14 protein-coding genes are annotated in these 16,698 nt (G+C 70.1%); 2 read left to right on the top strand and 12 right to left on the bottom strand.

Translation table 11 applies throughout. From position 1 onward, the window contains the following. Positions 1-18: 18 nt before the first annotated feature. Complete coding sequence (locus KHC24_RS24655) at positions 19-333, bottom strand: plasmid stabilization protein (protein ID WP_213367042.1); 315 nt, start codon at positions 331-333, stop codon at positions 19-21. A 144-nt stretch (positions 334-477) separates the two neighbouring features. On the opposite strand from KHC24_RS24655, the gene KHC24_RS24650 reads away from it, so the two are divergent. Both KHC24_RS24650 and KHC24_RS24645 read left to right on the top strand, forming a co-directional pair. Then, complete coding sequence (locus KHC24_RS24650; protein ID WP_213367040.1) at positions 478-1,104, top strand: 2-dehydro-3-deoxy-6-phosphogalactonate aldolase; 627 nt, start codon at positions 478-480, stop codon at positions 1,102-1,104. 60 nt (positions 1,105-1,164) lie between these two features. Then, positions 1,165-2,094 carry a glutaminase gene (locus KHC24_RS24645; RefSeq protein WP_213367038.1) on the top strand — a complete coding sequence of 310 codons (930 nt, stop codon included), beginning with the start codon at positions 1,165-1,167 and terminating at the stop codon, positions 2,092-2,094. Positions 2,095-2,097: 3 nt separating this feature from the next. On the opposite strand, the gene KHC24_RS24640 is transcribed toward KHC24_RS24645, so the two are convergent. From KHC24_RS24640 to KHC24_RS25585, 11 genes are all read right to left on the bottom strand, one after another. Next, entirely contained in the window at positions 2,098-4,815 is a 2,718-nt protein-coding gene (locus KHC24_RS24640; RefSeq protein WP_213367036.1) for a nitrate reductase, read from the bottom strand. Next, entirely contained in the window at positions 4,815-6,455 is a 1,641-nt protein-coding gene (locus KHC24_RS24635) for a sulfite reductase subunit alpha (protein ID WP_213367034.1), read from the bottom strand. The genes KHC24_RS24640 and KHC24_RS24635 overlap by 1 nt, the downstream gene beginning before the upstream one ends. Continuing rightward, positions 6,455-8,245: a NirA family protein gene (locus KHC24_RS24630; RefSeq protein ID WP_213367032.1), complete on the bottom strand. Its 1,791-nt coding sequence runs from the start codon at positions 8,243-8,245 to the stop codon at positions 6,455-6,457. The genes KHC24_RS24635 and KHC24_RS24630 overlap by 1 nt, the downstream gene beginning before the upstream one ends. Further along, positions 8,245-9,510 (bottom strand): NAD(P)/FAD-dependent oxidoreductase, encoded by a 1,266-nt coding sequence (locus KHC24_RS24625; protein WP_213367030.1) that lies wholly within the window; start codon positions 9,508-9,510, stop codon positions 8,245-8,247. The genes KHC24_RS24630 and KHC24_RS24625 overlap by 1 nt, the downstream gene beginning before the upstream one ends. Then, positions 9,507-9,968, bottom strand: a complete 462-nt coding sequence (locus KHC24_RS24620; protein ID WP_213367028.1) for a globin family protein — start codon at positions 9,966-9,968, stop codon at positions 9,507-9,509. The genes KHC24_RS24625 and KHC24_RS24620 overlap by 4 nt, the downstream gene beginning before the upstream one ends. Before the next feature lie 10 nt (positions 9,969-9,978). Next, entirely contained in the window at positions 9,979-10,773 is a 795-nt protein-coding gene (locus KHC24_RS24615) for an ABC transporter ATP-binding protein (protein ID WP_213367026.1), read from the bottom strand. A gap of 11 nt (positions 10,774-10,784) precedes the next feature. Beyond that, positions 10,785-11,723 (bottom strand): nitrate ABC transporter permease, encoded by a 939-nt coding sequence (ntrB, locus tag KHC24_RS24610; RefSeq protein ID WP_213367024.1) that lies wholly within the window; start codon positions 11,721-11,723, stop codon positions 10,785-10,787. A 73-nt stretch (positions 11,724-11,796) separates the two neighbouring features. Beyond that, positions 11,797-13,152 carry a CmpA/NrtA family ABC transporter substrate-binding protein gene (locus tag KHC24_RS24605; protein ID WP_213367022.1) on the bottom strand — a complete coding sequence of 452 codons (1,356 nt, stop codon included), beginning with the start codon at positions 13,150-13,152 and terminating at the stop codon, positions 11,797-11,799. Between the two features lie 388 nt (positions 13,153-13,540). Beyond that, the gene (locus KHC24_RS24600) at positions 13,541-14,701 is read right to left on the bottom strand and encodes a CmpA/NrtA family ABC transporter substrate-binding protein (protein ID WP_213367020.1); all 1,161 of its coding nucleotides are present in this window, start codon (positions 14,699-14,701) and stop codon (positions 13,541-13,543) included. Further along, positions 14,698-15,288 (bottom strand): ANTAR domain-containing response regulator, encoded by a 591-nt coding sequence (locus KHC24_RS24595; protein WP_213367018.1) that lies wholly within the window; start codon positions 15,286-15,288, stop codon positions 14,698-14,700. The genes KHC24_RS24600 and KHC24_RS24595 overlap by 4 nt, the downstream gene beginning before the upstream one ends. Positions 15,289-15,402: 114 nt before the next feature. Further along, positions 15,403-16,698, bottom strand: a complete 1,296-nt coding sequence (locus tag KHC24_RS25585) for a PAS domain S-box protein (protein ID WP_213367016.1) — start codon at positions 16,696-16,698, stop codon at positions 15,403-15,405.

The raw sequence follows: 16,698 nt of genomic DNA, 5'->3' as shown, positions 1-16,698 counted from the left end.
TGAAAGGGATGCGCCAGATCAGCCGGCGCGGTGTTCGGCGTTGCGCTTGCGGGTGGCGGCGGCCTTGCGTGCGGCGGCGGAACGGTCGGCCTTGGGCCGCTCGACCGCGGCGCGACCGCCGATCTCGCCACCACGATGCGCCGCCGGATGGCCGGTAGGCTTGCCGCGGCCGGAACCGGATTTCTTGCCGCCGCCATCATCCTTGTTCACCGTCGCCCAGGCCCGGCGCTCGGCCTCCTCCGGCGATACGCCGCGCTCCTCGTAGCCTTCCTCGATATGCTCGGCCTTGCGCTTCTGCTTGTCGGTGTAAGCCGACTTGTCGCCACGGGGCATGGCGTCCTCCTTCGTGTCCGTTCCCCCGCCTCCTTTCAGCCAACGACGCAGGCGCCGAAGCGTTCCCACCCGCGCGTCGGGGCTTGACAGAAGGCCCTCGCCGGCATGCCTTGCCGGTGAATGCCAGAGAAGGTACCGCTCCCCATGACCGTGCTCGCCCGCCTCGCCGAATTTCCGCTCATCGCCATCCTGCGCGGCGTGAAGCCGCAGGAGGCCGTCGCGATCGGCGAGGCGCTGGTGGAAGCCGGCTTCCGCATCATCGAGGTACCGCTCAATTCGCCCGAGCCGATGCAGAGCATCGAGGCGCTGGCCCGGCGCTTTCCCGATGTGCTGATCGGCGCCGGGACCGTGCTCGATCCCGCCGATGCCGACCGGGTGAAGCAGGCCGGCGGCGAGCTGATCCTGATGCCGCACAGCGATCCCGCGGTGATCGCCCGCGCCAAGGCGCTCGGCCAGAGCTGCGTGCCGGGGGTGGCGACGCCGACCGAAGCCTTCGCGGCGCTGAAGGCCGGCGCCGATGCCTTGAAGATGTTCCCGGCGGAGATGCTGCCGCCGCCGGTGGTGAAGGCGTGGGGCGCCATCCTCCCCGCCTCCACCGTGCTGCTGCCGGTGGGCGGGGTGACGCCGGAGCGGCTGAAGCCCTATTGGCAGGCCGGCGCCCGCGGCTTCGGCCTCGGCTCGGCGCTGTACGCGCCGGGGCTGACGGCAAGCGAGGTGGCACGAAACGCGCAAGCCTTCGTTGCCGCCGCGGCCGAACTCAAGGCCTCCTGATACTCCAGGCCTCCTGATACTCAAGGCCTCCTGATCGCCAGCCCGCCAAGGAAACCGACCTTGCCCGATCTGAAGACCGTCGTCGCCGAGATCGCCGAAGAGATGAGAAAGCGCCCCGACCGGGGCCAGGTGGCGAGCTATATTCCCGAGCTCGCCGGCATCGATCCCGACCAGTTCGGCATCGCGGTGATCGACGCCAATGGCGAGGTGGCGGCCGGCGGCGACGCCGACGTGCCATTCTCCATCCAGAGCGTGTCGAAGGTGTTCACCCTCACCCTCGCGCTCGGCAAGATCGGCGACCGGCTGTGGCGCCATGTCGGGCGCGAGCCTTCGGGCAGCGCCTTCAATTCCATCGTGCAGCTCGAATATGAGCAGGGCATCCCGCGCAACCCGTTCATCAATGCCGGCGCCATCGCGGTGACCGACCAGATCCTCGCCGGCCACGAGCCGCGCGAGGCGCTGGGCGAGATCCTGCGCTTCATGCATTTCATCGCCGACGACACCTCGATCACCATCGACGAGAAGGTTGCCGCCTCCGAGCGGCGCACCGGCTTCCGCAACGTGGCGCTCGCCAATTACATGAAGTCGTTCGGCGTGCTGCAGAATCCGGTCGACTACACGCTCGGGGTGTATTTCCACCACTGCTCGATCGCCATGAGCTGCCGCCAGCTCGCCATGGCCGGCCGGTTCCTGGCCTGGCGCGGCAAGAACCCGACCACCGGCCATTCGGTGGTGAACCCGGAGCGGGCGCGGCGCATCAACGCCATCATGCTCACCTGCGGCCATTATGACGGCTCCGGCGAGTTCGCCTACCGCGTCGGCCTGCCCGGCAAGAGCGGGGTCGGCGGCGGCATCCTCGCCATCGCGCCGGGAATGGCCTCGATCGCGGTATGGGCGCCGGGGCTCGACGCCGTCGGCAATTCGCATCTCGGCCGCATCGCCCTGGAAGCCCTGACCAAGCGCATGGGCTGGTCGATCTTCGGCGAATAGGGCTCAGGCCGGCACCGCCATGCCGGCGATCAGGCGCTTGAGCTCCGGCACGCAGGAGCCGCAATTGGTGCCGGCCTTGAGCACCGCCCCGATGCGCGCGACATCGGCGCCCGGTTCGGCTTCGACCAGCGCGCGGATGGGATCGAGCGGCACGCCGAAGCAGGAGCACACCAGCGGCCCGCAGGCCGCGGCGGCACCGGCCATGCGGCCGGCCAGCGCCGCGCGGCGCTCGGCGGCGCCCAGCCCGCCGGCGGTGAGCAGGCCCTTCACCGCCGTCCAATCCGGGGCGTCTTCCACCGGACCGACCGACAACAGCGCCTCCAGCCGGCCCTCGGTGTCATAGGCGGCGCCGCGGTAGATGCCGCCGTCGACATCGAGGAATTCCGAGCGCTCGCAACCGCCGAACAGCGCCGCCATCCGCTCGCGCCAGGCGAGCGGCCCGTCATCATCGGCGATCAGCCAGCCCTCGCCGCCCTCTACCGCGACCCGCGTCCACCAGGCGGCGACCGGCGGCGCAAGGCTCGTCCGTGCCAGCAGAAAGCCGCGGAACCTCATCGTCACCCGTTCCGCCCGCACCGGCGTCGCCTTGGATTCCGGCTGGCCGGAAAACGGATCGGTCGCTCCCTCGACCAGCGCGTTCACCCGCGCCTCGGCGGCATTGGCGCCGGACCAGTGGATCGGCGCGAACACTTCGCCGCGCCGCTGGCCGTCGGTGATCCGCGCCTCCAGCACCACGGCGCCATGGGACGAGGCCAGCCGCACCAGATCGCCGCTCGCGATGCCGAGCGCCTGCGCATCCGCCGGATGCATCTCCGCGAACGGCGCCGGCAGGTGCCCGGCGAGGCGCGGCGACAGCCCGGTGCGGGTCATGGTGTGCCACTGGTCGCGGATGCGGCCGGTGTTGAGCCGCAGCGGGAAAGCCGCGTCGGTTCGTGCCGCCGGCGCCGGCGGGGCGGGCACGATGAAGCGGGCGCGCCGATCCGGGGTGAAGAAGCCGCCCTCGGCGAAGAAGCGCTTGTCGCCCGCCTCGCCCGGCTCGCGCACCGGCCATTGCTGCGGCGTCATGACGTCGAAGGCGTCATCGTCGAGCCCGGCGAGGCCACCAATGTCGAAATCACGGCTGCCTTCGTTCTCGAAGCCGGACAGCGCCGCGTGCTCGCGGAACACCTCGGCCACGGAGCGCCAGCCGAAGGCGGCGCCATATCCCAGCCGCCGCCCCACCTGCGCCATCGCCCACCAGTCCGGCTGCGCCTCTCCCGGCGGATCGAGGAAGGCGCGCTGGCGCGAGATGCGCCGCTCGGAATTGGTCACCGTGCCGTCCTTCTCCCCCCAGGCAAGGGCGGGCAGCAGCACATGCGGGCGGCAGGCAAGGGTATCGCTGGCCCGCACATTGTCGGAGATGGCGAGGAAATCCAGCCGCGACAGCGCCTCGCGCACCGCGTCGGCGCGCGGCAGGCTCACCGCCGGGTTGGTGCCGAGCACCCACAGCGCCTTGATGCGCCCCTCCGCCACCGCCCGCATCATGTCGACGGCCTTCAGCCCCTCGCGCGTCGCCATGTTCGGCGCGCCCCAGAACCGGCGCACGCGGTCGACCTCGGCGGCCGAGAAGCCCATATGCGCGGCGAGCTGGTTGGCGAGGCCGCCGACCTCGCGTCCGCCCATGGCGTTGGGCTGGCCGGTGAGCGAGAACGGCCCCATGCCGGGCCGGCCGATGCGGCCGGTGGCGAGGTGGCAATTGATGATGGCGCCGACCTTGTCGGTTCCCTGCGCCGATTGGTTCACCCCCTGCGAATAGCAGGTGACCACCCGCTCGCTCGCCGCGAACAGCGCGTAGAAGCGGGCGATATCGGCGGCAGGCACGCCGGTCCTCAAAGCCACCGTCGCGAGATCCGGCGCCAGCGCCCTTGCGCCGGCAAGCGCGGCGTCGAAGCCGCTGGTGTGGGCGCGGATATAGTCCGGCGCCAGCCCATCGGCCTCGGCGAGATGCACCAGCAGCCCGGCGAACAGCACGCTGTCCATCCCCGGCGCGACGGGCAGGAACAGCTCCGCCTCCTCGGCGGTGGCAGTGCGGCGCGGGTCGATGACCACCAGCTTCGTGCCCCGCCGGGCCCGCGCGGCTTCCAGCCGGCGGAACAGCACCGGATGGCACCAGGCGGCGTTGGAGCCGACCAGCACCACCAGATCGGCCTCGTCGAGATCGGCATAGACGCCCGGCACGGTATCGGAACCGAAGGCACGCTTGTGGCCGGCGACCGAGGACGCCATGCACAGCCGTGAATTGGTGTCGACATTGGCAGTGCCGAGAAAGCCCTTGGCCAGTTTATTAGCCGCATAATAATCTTCGGTCAGCAGCTGGCCGGAGAGATAGAGCGCCACCGAATCCGGCCCATGCGCCGCGACGGTGGCGCGGAACGCATCGGCGATGGCACCGAGCGCCGCGTCCCAGCTGGCCCGGGTGAGGGCGCCGTCGATGCGCATCATCGGCGCCAGCAGCCGGGTCGACAGCCCCACCGTCTCGCCCAGCGCCGAGCCCTTCGAGCACAGCCGGCCGCGATTGGCCGGATGCTCGGGATCGCCGGCGATGCCGGCCCCGCCGGCGCCGTCCGGGCTCGCCAGCACCCCGCAGCCCACGCCGCAATAGGGGCAGGTGGTGCGCACCGCGGTATCGACCACGGCGATGGAGGCGGCTTCGGCGCGGGGCAGCGGCACCGGTGCGTTCATCAGTAGACGTCCGCCTGGTAGCGCCCGGCCTTCTTCAGCGCCGCGACATAGGCCAGCGCCGCCTCGGTGGAGGTGCCGCCATGCGCGGCGACCACGTCGACCAGCGCATGCTCGACATCCCTGGCCATGCGCTTGGCGTCGCCGCAGATGTAGAAATGCGCGCCTTCCTCCAGCCAGCGATAGAGATCGGCGCCGACCTCGCGCATGCGGTCCTGCACATAGACCTTGGTGTCGCCGTCGCGCGACCAGGCCAGCGTCAGGCGGGACAGATTGCCGCTGGCACGCATGCCGTCGAGCTCGTCCTCATAGAAGAAGTCGTAGTCGCTGCGCTGGTGGCCGAAGAACAGCCAGTTGCGCCCCGGCGCCTTGGCCGCCATGCGCTCCCACAGGAAGGCGCGGAACGGGGCGACCCCGGTGCCGGGGCCGACCATGATCACCGGCGTCGTCGGATCGGCCGGCAGGCCGAAGCCGTGCGCCTTCTGCACATAGGCGCGCAGCTGGCCGCCCTCGGGCAGCCGCGCCGAGAGGAAGGTCGAGCCGACGCCGAGCCGGGTGCGGGCGCCGATCCGGTAGCGCACCGCGTCGACGGTCAGCGACAGCTTGCCCGGCGTCGCCGTCGGGCTGGACGAGATCGAATAGAGCCGCGGCTGCAACGGCTCCAGCGCCTCGGCCAGCACCTCGGGGGCGAGGCGCGGACGGCCGAACTTCTCCAGCGCCGCCAGCACGTCGAGGCTGGCGGCATCGCCATCTGGATCCTCACCGGCGGCCAGCGCCCGCGCCTTACGGCGCATCTCGCCGCCCGAGTGATAGGTGAGCAGCTGGAACAGCCCGTCCGGCGCGGCGCCGAGCGAGACGGCCTCGCCCAGCACGTCGCGGGCGAGCTTGTCGCCGATCATCTCCTCGCGGCTGGCGCCGATGGCGTCCAGCACCGCGTCGACCAGCGCGCCGTCATTGACCGGGAAGATGCCGAAGCTGTCGCCGACCGTGTAGTCGAGCCCGGCCGCCGCCAGATCGAACTCCACATGCCAGGTCTCCTTCTCCGAGGCGCCCTTGTTGAGCCGCTTGCGGGAGAGGAAGCGGACCAGCGCCGGATTGTCGCGCGAGGAGCCGGGGGCGCCCAAAGGCGCGGCGGGCACCGCCTCGGCCGGTGCCGTGGCCGCCGGCGCATCCATTTCCGCCGCCAGCGCCTTCAGCATGCGCATGGTCTCCTTGCCGCCGGGGGCACAGAGATTGAGCTTGGGCTCCTTGCCCGACGCGATGGCGGCGCTGTAGCTGTCGCAGAGATAGCCGCACTGGCCGCAATCCTGCTGCGCCATCGCCGCCATCATCCGGCGGGGCAGCGGCCGGCCTTCGGCCAGCTTCATCCGCTCGTCCAGCGGCATCGAGGCGTCGTGCCAAGGGGCGCCATCATCCTCTTCCGCGGCGGCGCCGGGCATCAGCGCGGCGTTCTCCGCCGGCGAGAGCGCGGTCGCCCCGCCCGCAAGTCCCTGCGGCGCGAGGATGGCGGCGAAAAAGCCGTTCAGCCAGTCGCGCTGTTCTGCGCTGAACGGCGCGGTCTCCGGGAAGAAGGCGATGGCCGGCGGCACCGGCACGGGAAGCGCGGAGTGGGGCGGCACGGAAAGGGGGGTGGCGGCGTTCATCAGCGCGTCTCCTCCTCGACCAGCGCACGCAGGGCGTCCGGCTCATGGCGGCGGGTAAAGCGGGCGAGCGTCTCGGCGCCGTCGGCGCGGTGGGCGAGCCAGGCGCGCAACAGCCCCTCCACCACCACCGGCGCCTCGGTCGTCTTGACGTCGCGATAGAGCTCGCGGGCAATGGCGGCGTCGGAGCCGAAACCGCCCCCGACCACCAGGTGGAAGCCGTCCACCGTGTCGCCATCCTCGTTCACCGGCACGCGGGCGCCGACCAGGCCGATATCGCCGATATAATGCTGGGCGCAGCTATGCGGGCAGCCGGTGACATGGATGTTGACCGGCAGGTCGAGGGCGACGCGCTCCTCGCAATGGCGGGCGATCGCTTCCGCCGCGCCCTTGGTGTCGGCATTGGCGAAGCGGCAGCCCATCGAGCCGGTGCAGGCGACCAGCCCGGCGCGGATCGCGGTGGCCTTGGTGGAGAGACCGAGCGCCTCAACCGCCGCCTCCATCAGTGCCACCTTGTCGTCCGGTACGCCGGAGAGGATCAGGTTCTGCCACACGGTGAGCCGTATTTCGCCGTCACCAAGGTCGCGCGCCAGCCGGGCGAGGCCGTGCATCTGCTCCACGCTCATCCGGCCGGTCGGCAGCACCACCCCGACCCAGTTCAGGCCGGCCTGCTTCTGCCGGTGCACGCCGATATGGGCGAGCCGGTCCGGCTCCGGGCGCGGCGCCACGGCGCTCGCCGGCACGCGCGGCAGGCTCCAGCCGAGCTTCTCCTCGGTGAGGGCGAGGAACTTCTCGAAGCCGAAGGCATCGAGCACATATTTCAGCCGCGCCTTCTTGCGGTCGGTGCGGTCGCCATGGTCGATGAACACCCGCACCATGGCATCGGCGACGTCGCTGGCCTGCTCCGGCTTCACGATCACCCCGGTGTCGCGGGCAAAGTCCATATGGCCGGTGATGCCGCCGAGCACGACGCGGAACCACACGCCCGGCTCGACGCCGTGGCCGTCGGCCACCTCCACCGCCTGGAAGCCGATATCGTTGGTGTCCTCCAGCGCGCCGATGCGCCCGCCGCCGTCGAAGGCGACGTTGAACTTGCGCGGCAGTCCGTAGAGCGAGCGGTCGGCGAGGATGTGGTGGTGCCAGTCGAGCGCGAAGGGGCGGGTATCGATCAGCTCCTGCGGGTCGATGCCGGCGGTCGGGCCGCCGGTGACGTTGCGGATGTTGTCGGCGCCGGAGCCGCGCGCGGTGAGGCCGAGGCCGATCAGCCCCTCCAGCACCGCCGGCCCGTCGGTGGCCGGGATCTCGCGCATCTGCAGGTTGGCGCGGGTGGTGACATGGCTGTAGCCGCCGCCATGCTGCGCGGCGAGGTCGGCGACGCCGGCGAACTGCCAGTATTTCAGGATGCCGTTCGGAATGCGCAGCCGGCACATATAGCTGTCCTGCGTCGGCGCGACATAGAACAGCCCGTGGAACTTCCAGCGGAACACGTCGACGCCCTTGGGGAAGGCGGCGTCGCGCGCGTGCTGCTTCATGCGGCCATAGCTGTCGAGGCCGAACTCCTCGCGCTTGGCCTTCTCCTCATTGGCCAGCTTGCGGCCCTGCGCCTCGAAGCGCGCCATGGCGCGATGGGCGGCGGCGTCCGGCCCGGCCGGCTCGGCGGCAGCGGCCCCGGTGGCAGCGGGCTTGGCGGCGGCCGGCGCGGCATTGAGGCCGCCGGCGGCGCGGGTCGCGGCGAGGCCGGCGACGAAGCCTTCGAGGTAGCGCTTCTGTTCGGGAGCGAAATCGGTGCCCATCACGCGGCCTCCGGCAGGGATTGCGTGGAAAGATCCGGCGCCAGATAGGCGCGCCCGAAGGCGAGCGCGGCGCGCGCGGCGCCGATGTCGCGGCCGGACCGCATCAGGTCGAGATAGAACAGCCCGTCGGCGGTATCGCCGAACAGCACCGCGCCGACGAGGCGGGTGGCAGACCCGTCCGCCCGCAGCACCAGCCGGCGATAAAGCCCGAGACCGGGATCGGCGAGCACCAGTTCCTGCGTGCCCGCGCCGCCGAGAAAATCGCCGGCGGAAAACACATGCACGCCGGAAACCTTGAGATTGGTGGCCAGCACGCTGCCGGCATAGGCGGAGAGCGTGCCGGCGAGGCGGCGGGCCAGCACCCGCGCCTGCTCATAGGCCGGCTCGACGAGGCCGTAGACCTGGCCGCGATGCTCGGCGCACTCGCCGATCGCGAACACGCCCGGTGCGTCGGTGGCGAGGTGATCGTCGACCCGCACGCCGCGGCCGCAGCCGATGCCGGCCGCGCGGGCGAGATCGGCGTTCGGCTTCACGCCGCAGGCCACCACCACCAGATCAGCCGGCAGCACCCGCCCATCGGCGAGGCGCAGCCCCTCGACCCGCCCGGTGCCCTCGATCGCCTGCGTCGCGGCGTCGAGATGCACGGCGATGCCGCGCGCCTCCACCGCCTGGCGCAGCAGCCCGGCGGCGCGGGCGTCGAGCTGGCGCTCCATCAGCCGATCGGCGAGATGGATGATGGCGGTGTCGGCCCCGGCGCCGGCAAGGCCGGTGGCGGCCTCCAGCCCGAGCAACCCGCCGCCGATGACGATGGCCCGCAGCCCCGGCCGGGCGGCGGCCAGCAGCGCCCCGACATCGGCCATGTCGCGGAAGGTCATGACGCCGGGCAGCTCCATGCCCGGCAGCGGCAGGCGGATGGCGCTGGAGCCGGTCGCCAGCACCAGCCGGCCATAGCCGAGCACCGAGCCGTCGGCGAGGCGCACCTCGCGCGCGGCGGTATCCACCGCCGTCACCGCAGTGCCGAGCTTCAGCTCGATACCCCGCGCCGCCCACCAGCCGGCGTCCTTCAGCACCAGATCGTCGGCGACGACCTCGCCGGCCAGCAGCGAGGAGAGCAGCACCCGATTATAGGCAAGGTGCGGCTCGGCGCCGACCACGGTGAGCGCGAAACGCTCCGGCGCCAGCGCGGTGAGCTCCTCGCAGAACTTCGCCGCCGCCATGCCGTTGCCGATGATCACCACCGGCTCGCGAAGCGAGGTGGCGCTCATGATGCGGCCACCCCGGCGATACGGCCGAACGAACCCTCGTCCGCCGGCGCCGCCTGCTCCATCGCCGCGATCATCACCCCGGCGAGCAGCTGGTAGGCCTCGGTCCAGGCCGTGCGCACCGGCGGGGTGAAGTCTTCGCCCAGCCCCTGGTCCAGCGTCCAGATCAACGCAGCGCCGACCGGCGCGAAATGCTCGGCGGTCACCCCCATGCCGGCATGCCGGGCGCCGAGCCGCCGCACCGCCGGCAACAGCGCCGGCAGGTCGTCGATGCCGCTCACCACCACGCTGAGCGTGGCCATCAGCTTGCGGCCCTGCTCGGCCATGTCGCCCTTGAACAGCGGGCGCACCTCGGGAGCGATCTCGAACAGCCGGCCATAGAACAGCGCCGCCGCCTGGTCGGAGATCGGGCGGACCTTGGCGAAGCTCTCGCGCAGGAGAGCGATAGCGTCGGGTGTCATCCTCGCCCCCTCACGCGGCTTCGACGAAGCGGTGGCGCTCGTAGAGGAACTTCAGCACCGCCTCGCGGCAGGCGAGGTAGGAGGGGTCGGTGACCAGCTCCAGCCGCCGACGCGGCCGCGGCAGCCGAACGTCCAGCACCTCGCCGATGCGGGCGGAAGGCCCGTTGGTCATCATCACGATGCGATCGGAGAGCAGCACCGCCTCGTCGACGTCATGAGTGATCATGATCACCGTATTGCCCAGCGCCGCGTGGATCTGCATTACCGAGTCCTGCAGATGCGCGCGGGTCAGCGCGTCGAGCGCGCCGAAGGGCTCGTCGAGCAGCAGCACCTTCGGCTGCATCGCCAGCGCGCGGGCGATGCCGACGCGCTGCTTCATGCCGCCGGAGATCTCGGACGGGCGCCGTCCCTTCGCGTGGCCCATCTGCACCAGATCGAGATTGTGCAGCGTCCAGTCATGGCGCTCGGCGCGGCTCTTCACGCCGGAGAACACCTTGTCGACCGCCAGGCGCACATTGTCGTAGACCGACAGCCAGGGCAGCAGCGAATGGTTCTGGAACACCACGGCGCGGTCCGGGCCGGGGGTGTCGACCTGCCGGCCCTCGAGGATGACGCCGCCATTGGTGGCCTGCGTCAGCCCGGCGACGATGTTGAGCAGGGTCGACTTGCCGCAGCCGGAATGGCCGATGACGGAGATGTACTCGCCCTTGGCGATGTCGAGCGAGACTTCCTTCAGCACTTCGGTGACGCTGCCGCCACGGGCGAAGGACTTGTCGATATGATCGAGCTTGAGATAGGCGGTCATCGGATCCTCCTTCAGGCTGCCGCGGTGCCGCGGGTGATGAAGGCGCCGATGCCGGCGACGAGGCGGTCGAGGATGAACCCGACCACGCCGATATAGACCAGCGCCACGATGATGTCGGACAGGCGCGAGGAGTTCCACGCGTCCCAGATGAAGAAGCCGATGCCGACGCCGCCGGTGAGCATTTCCGCCGCGACGATGGCGAGCCAGGACAGGCCGACGCCGATGCGCAGGCCGGTGAAGATGTAGGGCGCCGCCGAGGGCAGCATGATCTTCACGAAGAATTCCAGCGGGTTCAGCCGCAGCACCTGCGCGACGTTGCGGTAGTCCTGCGGGATGTTGCGCACGCCGACCGCGGTGTTGATGATCACCGGCCAGATCGCGGTGATGAAGATCACGAAGATCGCCGAGGGATTTGAGTCGCGGAATGCCGCCAGCGCGATCGGCAGCCAGGCCAGCGGCGGCACGGTGCGCAGCACCTGGAAGATCGGGTCGAGGCCGCGCATCGCCCACACCGACTGGCCGACGACGACACCGAGCATGATGCCCGCCACCGCCGCCAGGCCGAAACCGATGGCGACGCGCTGCAGCGAGATCAGCACCCGCCAGCCCAGGCCGATATCCTGCGACCCGTTGACGAAGAACGGGTTGACGATGAGGTCGTAGGAGTCCTGCCAGATGGTGGAGGGCGGCGGCAGCGTCGCCCCGGGGCCGGAGCAGAGCAGCTCCCACAGGCCGAGCAGCGCCACCAGCACCACGAAAGGCGGCACGATGGCGACGGCGGCACTATGTGCATAGCCAGCAAAGCGATTGGGACGAGCGGCCGGCCGCGCCGGCGTCAGCCGGACGATCTCGGCGGTTTTGGCCTTGGCGGCGGAAGCCTTGGCGGCGGGCGCCTTGGCGTCGGCGGCCGGCGAGGCGATGGCCTCGCCCTTCAATGCGGTTATGGGCATGCGAAGCTCCCGGAGCGAGAGGCGGGGTATCGAGTGGATTTGGCGGGGCTTCCGCCGGAACGGGCGAAAGGGCTCAGGCGATCCGCTTGATGCCGAGGCTGGCGAGATAGGCCGACGGGTTGTCGGGATCGAACACCTTGCCGTCGAAGAAGGTCTCCTTGCCCCGCGAGGTCGAGGCCGGGATGTCGGCCGCCGCGACGCCGAGCTGCTTGGCTGCGGCGCGCCAGATGTCCTCGCGGTTCACCTTGTCGACCAGCGCCTTGACGTCGGTGGACGGCTCGAACTTGCCCCAGCGCATGTCTTCGGTGACGAACCAGGCATCATGGCTCTTGAAGGGGTAGGAGGCGTGGTCCTGCCAGAACTTCATGTAGAGGTCGGTGCCGGTGGCGACGCGGCCGTCGCCATAATTGATGTCGCCCTTCAGCCGGCCGAGCACGTCCTTGGGCGGCACGTTGAACCACTGCCGGCGGCCGAGGATCTGCGCCATCTCGTCCTTGTTGGCCATGGCGTCGCACCATTGCTGGGCTTCCATCACCGCCATCAGGATCGCCTGGGTGGCGTTGGGGTTCTTGTCGACCCAGGCGGCGCGCATGCCGAGCGCCTTCTCGGGATGATGCTTCCAGATCTCGCCGGTGGTGCAGGCGGTGAAGCCGATGCCCTGGTTGACCAGTTGCTCGTTCCACGGCTCGCCGACGCAGAAGGCGTCCATGTTGCCGACCTTCATGTTCGCCACCATCTGCGGCGGCGGCACCACGATGGTGGAGACGTCCTTGTCGGGATCGATGCCGGCCGAGGCCAGCCAGTAGCGGAGCCACAGATCGTGGGTACCGCCCGGGAAGGTCATGGCGACCTTCACCTCCTTGCCGGCCGCCTTCTTCGCCGCGAAGGCGGCTTTAAGCGGCGAGGCGTCGGCGGTGACCTTCAGCCCGGCATATTCGGAAGCGACCGAGATGCCTTGGCTGTCGAGATTGAGCCGCGCCAGGATGTACATCGGCGTCGGCACGTTGTTCTGCGTCACCTTGCCGGTGGAGATCAGATACGGCATCGGGGTGAGGATATGCGCGCCGTCGATGCCGTTGCTCTCGCCGCCGAGCACCAGATTGTCGCGGGTGGCGCCCCAGGACGCCTGTTTCGCCACCTCGACATCCGGCATGCCGTATTTGGCGAACAGGCCCTTCTCCTTGGCGACGATCAGCGGCGCCGCATCGGTGAGCGCGATATAGCCGAGCACCGCCTTGGTGGTTTCCGGGCTGGCGGCATGGGCAAACGGCACCCCGCCGGGGAACGCCACGCGCAGGCTCTCGACCAGCGCGGCGGTGCCGAAGGCGGCGGCGCCGGATTTGAGGAAGGAGCGGCGGGAAACCACGGTGCCGGCGACAACGGCCTTGCCGGCGGACTTGAAACGGTCGGAGGTGTTGCGGTCGGTCATGAACGTGCCCCTCGGGAAATTTTGAGAAGCCGCGCCCAGTTCCGAGCGCGGCGATGAAACGCAAGCAAGCCACGGCGTTGACGGAGATGATCCGTCATGCTGGCAGCGGCTTTGCTGCAACCCATCGCTGGGCGGAATCTGGGAAACCGTGATCGTCGTTGACCGAACGGCGACACTAAACATACACAAATCGTGCCAACATCGCAAAAACAGAGGCTTGCACGATTTATCTGGAATTATTTCAACCAGTTACGGCCGAAAACATCGCCTCGGAGAGCGGTTTTCGACCGCTTTTCACGCGCTCAAAATGTGAGCAAGGCGCGCCATTTCGTGAGGATATTTCTTGCATGCGCGCAAGAATGCATCGCCGGAAGCATCGCGCCAGCGTTCAGCGCCTTCCCAGCCGCGCCAGATAAGCCACGACGCTGTCGCTGTCCCCGGCATCGAAGGCCTCGCCGAAACGCGTGCCGACCGGATCGCCTTCCGCCGCCGCCGGGCGCGCGGCAAGCCCGAGAGCCGCATCGTAGAGATCGGGTCGATAGACCGCCTGCGCCTCCTGCACCGCATCCGCTGCGTAGCCGACCTGGCCGGCCCGCACCATCTGCGCATAGATCCACAGGGCGTGACGCGGATCCGGCCGCGTGGCGCCGCCACGGTGCAGCACCAGGAAGTCGGGATCGGTGCGGGCGGTGCCGCCCGGCCCGACATCCGGCCGCCCGGTCAGGGTGCGCTCGATGATGTCGGCGCGCACGCCGAGGAAGCGCGGCTCGGCGAGCAGGCGGACGAGGTCGCCGCGATTCTCCGGCGCCTCGCTCCAGCGCGCCGCCGCCTCCAGCGCCCGGATCAGCCGGCGCAGCACGTCCGGCTCGGCATTGGCGAAGCGGGCATGCACGCCGAGCACCTTTTCCGGCGCGCGGGCGAACAATTCGGTACCGAGCAGCGCAATGCGCCCCACCCCGGCCTCCACTGCGACGCTGTTCCAGGGCGAGCCGACGCAGAAGCCGTGGATCAGCCCCGAGCGCAGGTTCTCCACCGTGTAGGACGGCGGCACCACCACCAGGCGCACATCGCGATCGGGATCGATGCCGCCGGCCTCCATCAAGTGCCGCAGCGCATAGGTGTGGGTGGAGAACGGGTAGACCGAGGAGAAGGTCAGCTGCTCCTGCCCCGCCGCCGCCCGCTGCCGCACCACCGCGCCGAGCGCCCGCGCCGTGCCTTCGCCGGTGGCGAGATCCTCGCCGGTCGCGCCCATCGCCGCATGCAGTTCCGGGGCGACGGTGATCGCGCCGCCATTGAGATTGAGCGCGAAGGCCGCCACCAGCGGCACCCGCACATGGCCGAGGCCGAGCGAGGAGGCGATGGCCTGCGGCGCCAGCATATGCGCCCCGTCGAGCAGGCCGACATTCAGCCGGTCGCGAATATTGGCCCAGGAGACCTCGCGGTGCAGGTCGATCTCCAGCCCCTCGGCGGTGGCGAAGCCGCGCTCGGCGCAGGCGATCAGCGTCGCGGCATCGGTCAGCGGGATGAAGCCTATCGCGAGCCGTCTCATTTCAGCATTTCCGCCGCGGTGATGATGGACTGGGCGATATCGGCGAGCCGCTTCTTCTCGTTCATCGCCGTGCGCCGCATCAGCGCATAGGCTGTCGCCTCGTCGAGGTCCTTGAGCCGCATCAGTATGCCCTTGGCGCGGTCGATGGTCTTGCGCTCCTCGAGCTGGGTCTTGGTCTGCTCCAGCTCGGCCCGCAGCTTGGCGAAGGCGCGGAAGCGGCTGATGGTCATGTCGAGGATCGGCTTCACCCGCTCCTTCTTCAGCCCGTCGACGATATAGGCGGAGACGCCGGCATCGATCGCCGCCTCGATGGTGGATGAATCCGACTGGTCGACGAACATGGCGACCGGCCGCTTCACCTCGCGGCTGACCTGGAACATCTGCTCCACCACGTCGCGCGAGGGGGTCTCGAGGTCGATGACGATCACGTCGGGGTCGATGGCGTGCAGCCGCGCCAGCAGATTGTGCCGCTCCTTCAGGCAGATCACGTTGACATAGCCCGCCTCGCGCAGCCCCTCGTCGAGGATGGCGGCGCGCAGCGGGCTTTCGTCGACGATGACGATCTTCAGGCCCGGGTCAACCGGCATGGGGGCGTGCCATCATCGGTTTCAAAGGCGAACGGCAACGGAGCATCGGCACCACGCACTGGGACATCCTTCGCTGCGAAGCAAGGCCTGGGCCGCAACCGCAAGGTGCGGCGGTCAGCCGCCCCTCAGCGCCGCCAGCTCCTTCTTGAGCGCCCGCGTCTCCTCGAAGCGGCGGGTGACGTCGCGCAGCACCGAGGCCATGCCGCGCACCTGCCCTGCCGCATCCTTGAGCAGAACGATGGTGAATTCGAGCGAAATGCGCTTTCCGTCCTTGGTCAGGCCCGGCACCGCCAGCAGGTCGCCGGCGCCATAGCGGCTCTTGCCGCTCGCCACCGTCTCGGCATAGCCCTCCCAGTGGCGGGCGCGAAACGGCTCGGGGATGATGATGTCGAGCGACTGGCCGAGCGCCTCCGCCTCGCTGAAGCCGAAAATGCGCGCGGCACCGGGATTCCACATCACGATCCGCCCCTCGCGGTCGCTCGCCACCACCGCATCGGCGGCGCCGTCGATCAGGCCCTCGGCAATCTCGTCGCGGGCGAAGCCGCCTTCCGCCTTGGCCCGATAGGCCTCCACCGCGTCGCCCGAAGCCGGCACCGGCGCCGACGCGCCGCCCTCCGCGTCGAACAGGTCCTCAACCGGGCCGAAGAACTCGTAATGCAGCCGCTCGGCCGGGACACCGGCCTTGGCGAGCGCCGGCACCAGCGCCCGCAGGAAGCCGAGCGGGCCGCAGACATAATACTCCGCCTCGGCCAGCGCCGTCTCGGCCGTCAGCCAGTCGACCGTGAGCCGGCCGGGCAGGTCGAAATCACTGCCCTGCCGGTCCTGCGGCCGCGGCTGGCTGTAGAGGATGGTGGCGCGGGCATTCGGCAGCGCCGCGACCAGCTCCTTCACATGCGCGGCGAAGGCGTGGGTGGCGCCGTCGCGGGTGCAGTGGACGAAATGCACCGGCACGCGCGCCTTCTCCGCCGCCAGCGCCTCCAGCATGGCGATCATCGGCGTCAGCCCGACGCCGCCGCTCACCATCACGATCGGCCGCGTGCACGTCGCCGGCAGCACGAAGCTCCCCGCCGGCGGCGCGATTTTCAGCCCGGTGCCGACCTCGGCCGCGTCGTGCAGCCAGCGCGACACCTGCCCCTGCGGCTCGCGCTTCACCGAAATGCGCAGATGCTCGCCATTCGGCGCCGTGGAGATGGTGTAGTTGCGCTTGGTCTCGCCGAGGCCGGGAATCGCGGCGAACAGCGTCAGGTACTGCCCGGCGACATGGACGGGCGGCGGCGCCCCATCGGTGGGCGCCAGCTCGAAGGAGGTGACGATTTCGCTTTCCTTCCGGCGCGCGCGAATGCGGTAATCGCGCGCCGCGCCGGCGTCGTTCGGGATAGCGGGCTGCGCCGCCTGTTCGTTGTCACGCAT

Origin of the sequence: Ancylobacter defluvii, assembly GCF_018390605.1 — a bacterium.
GTDB classification, from domain to species: Bacteria; Pseudomonadota; Alphaproteobacteria; order Rhizobiales; family Xanthobacteraceae; genus Ancylobacter; species Ancylobacter defluvii.
The sequence above is the reverse complement of the archived record's forward strand: the minus strand, read 5'-3'. Positions and strand labels throughout refer to the sequence as shown.